The organism is Treponema sp. UBA785 (genome assembly GCF_002297065.1).
Classification (GTDB): Bacteria; Spirochaetota; Spirochaetia; order Treponematales; family Treponemataceae; genus Treponema_D.
This window is the reverse complement of the sequence record NZ_DBJD01000022.1, coordinates 1-6,723: the sequence shown is the minus strand read 5'-3', so window position 1 is coordinate 6,723 and position 6,723 is coordinate 1. Positions and strand designations below refer to the sequence as shown.

The window sequence follows — 6,723 nt, the reverse complement described above, 5'->3', positions numbered from 1 at the left end:
TAAGTTGTGCGGCTTTCCTTGATTTTGTTCAAAACGCCACTCGCGGTAAATCCTTCGGCAGCGCAAACTCCGCCGTCAATAAAAGCAAATTTCTCCATAAAAAAGCTCCACTATCACGAATAAATATGCAATTATCATACAAAGTTCTGCATATTTATTCAATATAAATATTTTCTTTATCGCTCGTTCCTTAAAATTTCACGTTTCTAAAAACCATTTTGTGTTTACATAATAAAAACACACTTATGTATTTAAAGCACCTTCTTTTCAGACCACAATTTTAATTTTATAATCATTTTATGAATGAAAACGATTTAATTGAGTTAAAAATCCAGGTAGAAAATGTTGCGCAGATTTTTTCAAAAAACAAGCCGATTTTAATGGATGGAACTTTTGACAGCCAAAAAGTCAAAGATACAATACTCGAAATGGCAACAGCCCTGCTTCCAAAAGAAAAAATAGACTGTCTTACAGAATGGATGGAAAAACACGAATTTTTCACAAGTCCTGCAAGCGCAAAATACCACGCAAACGTTGCCGGAGGACTTGCGGCTCATTCTCTTACGGTGATTTACCAAAGCCTTGTTTTTGCGCCAATGATTTTTTCAAATTTTATCCAGACAAAGCGTGCAGAATTTTATAATTTTTCAGCTGCAGACATTTTTATTGCCGCGCTGTCTCACGATTTTTGCAAAGCTGGATTTTATTCAGTCGAACACAAAAAAACAAAAAACTATCAGGGGAACTGGGTTTACGAGCCTTATTTTAAAGTAAAAAGCGAAAACCGAAATCTTGGTCACGGAAACGAATCCGCTCTCATGCTTCTTGAGTGTCTTCCAGAATACATTCATAAACGTCCGGTTCTCGAAGCAATAAGCCGCCACATGGGATTTTCCGATTTAAGTCCGAACGAAAGTTTTAACTATTCAAATTTTCTGCAAAACCCTCTTGTCATTTTGCTCCAGCTGGCAGATCAAACTGCAGCTCAATGGTGGGATTGCTAAAATTCCTAAAAAACTAAGGCAAAATCTTAATTACATCATCGAGGACATAACAAAAAGCCGGAGATGAAGATTTTTCATTTTCGACAAAAGGTGTCCTTAAGTCAATTTTATTGGAACTGTCAAACGGAGCAGTTCCTGTAAAATTTCCAGAAAAAACTACAATATCATTTTTTTCGATTTTGTTGCTAACAGATTTTACGGTCGAATCAATACTTTCCGGCAAAACTGCATAGTTTATGTCCAAAATGCGAACCCAGCCTTTTTCGATTCCTGCCATTGCGTCTTGACCGTAAACCTTGCCGTCAATGCAATCTTCAATTTTCTTATCATGCAAAAGAGCATTTATTGACTGCTCGAAATAGTATGAATAATCAACAGAACAGCTGACCAAGGAACGCGTCGGAGCAATATCTGTCATACTTTGGCTGTATCCGACATGATAGACAGGAACCGGTCTTTTTGAATTTTCACAGACAACGGCAGGTCCTTTTGTGTCAGAATGTTGAGATATTACAACGCAACCTTCATCAATCAATTCTGCGGCAACCTGCTTTTCCAAAGAATAATTTGACCAAGTGTCCGTATATTTTACGAGCATTGTCGCTTCTGGAACAACCGAGTGAACGCCAAGATAAAAAGCCGTATAGCCGGAAATAACTTCTGCAAACGGAAAAGCCGCAACGTAACCGACTTTTGCCTCTTTTGCGCTTATAACTTTCGATTCAATCATTTCCTTAAGTTTTTCTCCGGCAATCACACCGCAAATATAGCGCCCCTGATAAATTGTTCCATAACAGTTATGATAATTTGAAAGAACAGGCTCATCATTTGCATTGTCGCCAGTCGGCACACAAAAATCAATTTCAGGATGAAGCGCCGCCATCTCTTTTACAACTGGACCGTAACCGTAACTGGCGGCAATTATGTAATCACACTTTTCGTTTACAAGTTCTTCCAAAGGACCTTCAATCTGGTCTTCCGTAACATTGTACTTAGTAACACAGTCAATTTTGTCGCCAAAAACCGAAACAACGTGATTTTGTGCCTTTATAAAATTTTCTGTATAAGGAGTTATTTCATCTCCTACAAAAATGAATCCAACTTTAAGGCATCTGTCTTCGGAACGTGTCAAAATATGAAGTCCAAAAGAAAGCAGGCACATTGCAACAGAAGTAATTGTGCACAAAATATATTTTTTTTTCATTTTTACATTCATAGTTTTCCTCATTTACTGTTTTCTGCCGGAATTTTTTTTGATTTTTTGTAAAGGCTTTCAGCATCTATTGTTCCGTCAGCAATCAGAGAAAGCATGATGTCCACAAGTTTTGGATCAAACTGAGTTCCGCTGTTCCTCTTAAGCTCGTTTATTACAAAATCAAGATCCAGCTGTTTGCGGTAAATACGGTTTGCCGTCATTGCGTCAAATGCGTCTGCAATACCGATAATTCTTGCGTCAAGAGGAATTTCTTCACCTTTTAGGCCGTGGCAATAGCCGCTTCCATCGTATTTTTCGTGATGATAAAGAGCGCCAACGCTTACATTGTCAACAACCGTAAAGTATTTTAAGATTTCTCCGCCGCGAATAACATGAGATTTCATGATTTTGTATTCTTCGTCCGTAAGTTTTTCGGGCTTATTCAAAATAGCATCCGGAATTCCGATTTTTCCAATATCGTGCAAAAGCGCCATCTGCCGCAGAGTTTCGCATTTTTCCTTTGAATATCCAAGTTTTTTTGCAATAAAAACTGAATACTCCGACACCCTGTAAGAATGTTCGCTCGTATTTGAATCCTTGGCATCTACAGTCTAGGCAATAGAAAGAATAGTTTCGTTCACCATCTTAATCTGTTTTTTTGCATATTCGAGCTCGTATTTTTGTTTGAGCAAAGTTTTCTGAGAACGAACTCTAGTAACGAACCATGTAAGCCAGACAAGAACAAGCGAGCCAGTCAAAATTACATAGAGTTTGAACCAGTTTTTCTGATACATTTCTGTTTCTTTTTCAATCGTGTAATTTGCGCTTTCAATTACATTTCCGTTCAATCCGTCGAGAATTGAAATTTTAAACACGTAAGTTTTTGGCTTTAAGTTTGAATAAGAAATTTTTCCAAGTTCGCTGAGCAAACACTCTGCCGGTTTTAAATCATTTCCAACAAGAAAATATCTTACATAAGGATCGTTCAGAGAATAATTCAATATTTCCGGCTCAAGCACAAGTTTTTGAGTTTGAGGCGAAAGTTTAAAAACGTCAGAACGGCTAATTTTCTGCTTTATTCCGTCAACTTCCGCAAAATCCAAAATCATGCGGTAAGATTTTGAAGCCATGTCGTATTTTGACATATTAACCTTTACGGCTCCGCTGTCGCAGCAAAGATAAAGATTGTCGTTTTCGAGACAAGGCCATGAATTTGCAATCAGCAGCGAACGAAAACCATGCTTTGCATTTATAACAGGATATTCAGTCTTCAAATTTTCAATCAAATCTTTTGACTGAGCAACATAAATTCCTGCGCTTCCCAAAATCCAGCATGTTCCGTCAGAGTCGCAAATCATGTCGTAATTGTTTGAATACGGAAAATTATCAAGTTTTTTAACTTCTCCTTTTTCGGACGTATAGCAAATTCCGTTGCTTGTAACAATAAAAACACCGTCAGAAAAAGAATCGTAAACCATTCGCAAAATTACGTTTGAAGAAAGTCCGTCTTTTTTTCCAATATTTTTTACAATCTGGCCATTTTCTATTTTTGAAATTCCGCCTCCGTCCGAACCTACGTAGCAGCCATTTTTGTATTCAAGAAGGCAAAGAGATTTTTCGTTGGCAAAACCGTCCTGCGCAGTAAAAACTTTTTCAACAGCATCTTCTCTCAAAAAGGCAACTCCATAATCTCCGGCAACGGCAATTCTTCCGTCCTTAAGCTCGCAGATATTTCTAAAACGGTTTCCAGGAAGTCCAGTTTTCTGTGAAAAATTCTTTATTTCGTATTCGCCAGAAGAATCCAAACTTACTTTATAAATGCCGCTTCCTGTCGTTGCAATCCACAGGTTATTCATAGAATCCACCTTCAAACAGCGAATTCTTATTTTATTAAGCAATGAACTTATTTTATTTTCAACTTTTTTTTCGTTTTCCTCGTCAAGAATTATAAGCCCCTCGTCAGTTCCACAAAAAAGAAGTCCTTGCCATTTTTCTGTAGAATTTACAACAGAGGTTTCTTCGATTTCAGAAAAAAGCTCAACAAAAGTAGATTTGCACATTTCGAGAAGCCCAAGCCTTGAAGAACTGAACCAGAGATTTCCCTGATAATCGATAAGCATTGCGTCTATCGAATTCGTAAAATTGTTCGTGTAAAGTTTTTTGGCCTTAAAACTTTCATCGAAAAAGGCAATTCCCGTGTCAGAACAAACAAAAACACCTTTATTTTCTGCAAAATAGAATGAATTTATGCCTTCTATTCCTGGAATTTTAAATTTGCGGACTAAGTTTGGACCAGAAGGCGTCAAGCTGTAAATAAAAATCGAATCGTCCGGGCTTGCAAGAAAAAGCCTTCCGTCTTCCGAAAAATCTACACTCTGAAAAGAGGTATTTTTCCCATCTTTTAAAAATGAACAGCAAATTTCTCCGTTTTTAAAGCAAAAAAGTTCTCCGCGTTCGGTAACAGCAACGACATTTCCAAATTTGTCAGCAGACATTTTTGTTACATTTTTTATCTGTTCATAGTTTTTTGTAATTTTTACTCCGCCGCTCAAAGACACGAGAGAAATTCCTTCTGTTGTTCCGATGTAATAATTTCCGTCGGTATCGCTGACAATGTCCTTTACAGAATTTGAAAGAAGTCCGCTTTCTTCGTCAATTACATTCATTACGCGTTCATTTATAAAAATCGTAATTCCGCTGTCATTTGTTCCAGTCCAAAGCCTCCCTTCTTCGTCAACAAAAAGGCAATTTACACTTTTTACAGAATGAATATCGCTCATGAGCTTAAATTTTGAACCGTCATACTTAAACAGGCCGGCATAAGTTCCAATCCAAAGTTTTCCGTCATTTGTCTGTTCAATATCGTTTGCTTCGCCAGACAAAAGTCCTTCAGGATTTGAAAAAACTGTCTGAACATAAGAGTCCCATTCATCGGCAAAATTTTGAGTAAAAGCTGTTTTAGGCAATAAAACAAAGAAAAGCGCAAAAATAAAAGTCAAAAACGGAGCTATTTTTTTTGGAATGATTTTTTCTTCTGAATTTTCGTCACGTTTTTTTCTGTAAAACCTTGCAAACTTTATTAAAAGATAAATTATTTCGACACAAAACAGTTTGTCTAAAAATTCAATATAAAACTGGCCAATTACAAAGGAAACATATTTTGGAAAACCTGCGTCCATAAAAAAACGCATTACTTGAGATGCCCAAATATTGCCAATATCACCGCCATACATTGTTATGCTGACGATTACAGAAATTACTGTTGAAATTACAGCAAGCCCCATTCCAATCGTCATAGTTAAGAACTGGCTTTCAAAAACTTTCTTTTTTGCAAAATATCCGGCCAAAAAACCGATAAACGCGCCAGTAACGCAGTAAACCGACTGATGGTCAACAAAAATGCCGTAAATTATATTGTTTGCAAAACCGACTATTGCGCCACAGATCGGACCTGCAAAATACGCAATAAAAAAAGTTCCGACAGAGTCGCACCAAAGCGGAAGCATAAGATTTTCGGCAAAAACTCTTCCAAGAAGGTCAATCAAAAGCGCAAGCACCGTAAATGGAACAATTAGATATTCTTTTTTGGCTTTTAACAACATCACTTTCTCCTGTCTTTAATATTATAACGTTTTATTTATGAATTACAATTTCTATGGCAATTTTTTTGTAAGTTTTTAGTCAAGCAATTATAGAAAACAATGCGTGAACTGATTTTTTTTGGACAAAACTTAGCCCGGATCGCCACGGAAAGACCGGACGAGCGAAGCGAGGGGGACTTGCAGTAAGAGCCGGTCAGCGCGAAGATGAGCTGCGAAAAATTAAAAATTCGTATTTTCTCATAGAAAAAAAAATGCTAAACTTTCATAAAAAATTTAAAGCAGGCGGATTTGGCGTTCTGCTGGAGGAAAAAATGTACATTACATGTCTGGACATGGAAGGCGTAATTGCTCCAGAAATCTGGATTGAGTTTTCAAAAGTTTCTGGAATTCCTGAACTTTCACGAACAACTCGCGATGAACCTGATTACGACAAACTGATGAACTGGAGAATCGCAATTTTAAAGGAACACAAACTTACATTAAAGGACATTCAGAATACGATTGCAAAAATTGATCCGCTTCCCGGCGCAAAAGAATTTTTGGATGAGCTGCGTTCAATCTGCCAGACTGTTGTTTTGAGCGATACTTTTGAAGAATTCGCAGGCCCGATTCTAAAAAAACTCGGAATGCCGACTATTTTCTGCAACAGCCTCGAAACAGACAAAGAAGGTTTTATCGTAAAGCACAAGATGCGCTGCGAAAAATCAAAGCTAACGACGGTAAAAGCGCTGCAGTCAATTGGTTTTGAAACAATCGCTTTTGGCGACAGCTACAACGATCTCGGAATGATTGAAGCAAGCAAGGCAGGTTTTTTGTTCCGCACGACAGACAAAATCAAAAATGATTATCCGAATATTCCGGCTTTTACAGAATATTCAGAACTTTTGGCCGCAATAAAAGACGCGCTCAAAAAATAAAAAAA

4 protein-coding genes and 1 pseudogene are annotated in these 6,723 nt (G+C 37.3%); 2 read left to right on the top strand and 3 right to left on the bottom strand.

The window, feature by feature from the left end; translation table 11 throughout:
- Positions 1–299: 299 nt before the first annotated feature.
- Positions 300–1,004 (top strand): hypothetical protein, encoded by a 705-nt coding sequence (locus tag B2X33_RS01600; RefSeq protein WP_296020523.1) that lies wholly within the window; start codon positions 300–302, stop codon positions 1,002–1,004.
- Between the two features lie 13 nt (positions 1,005–1,017).
- On the opposite strand, the gene B2X33_RS01595 is transcribed toward B2X33_RS01600, so the two are convergent.
- The 3 genes and pseudogenes from B2X33_RS01595 to B2X33_RS01585 form a co-directional block, all read right to left on the bottom strand.
- Positions 1,018–2,220 (bottom strand): BMP family ABC transporter substrate-binding protein, encoded by a 1,203-nt coding sequence (locus B2X33_RS01595; protein ID WP_296667104.1) that lies wholly within the window; start codon positions 2,218–2,220, stop codon positions 1,018–1,020.
- A gap of 8 nt (positions 2,221–2,228) precedes the next feature.
- Positions 2,229–2,783 (bottom strand): annotated as a pseudogene (locus B2X33_RS01590) (HD-GYP domain-containing protein); the annotation flags it as partial.
- 27 nt (positions 2,784–2,810) lie between these two features.
- Positions 2,811–5,801 (bottom strand): two-component regulator propeller domain-containing protein, encoded by a 2,991-nt coding sequence (locus tag B2X33_RS01585; RefSeq protein ID WP_296667101.1) that lies wholly within the window; start codon positions 5,799–5,801, stop codon positions 2,811–2,813.
- 311 nt (positions 5,802–6,112) lie between these two features.
- On the opposite strand from B2X33_RS01585, the gene thrH reads away from it, so the two are divergent.
- Positions 6,113–6,718, top strand: a complete 606-nt coding sequence (thrH, locus tag B2X33_RS01580; RefSeq protein ID WP_296667099.1) for a bifunctional phosphoserine phosphatase/homoserine phosphotransferase ThrH — start codon at positions 6,113–6,115, stop codon at positions 6,716–6,718.
- The last annotated feature ends 5 nt before the right edge of the window (positions 6,719–6,723 follow it).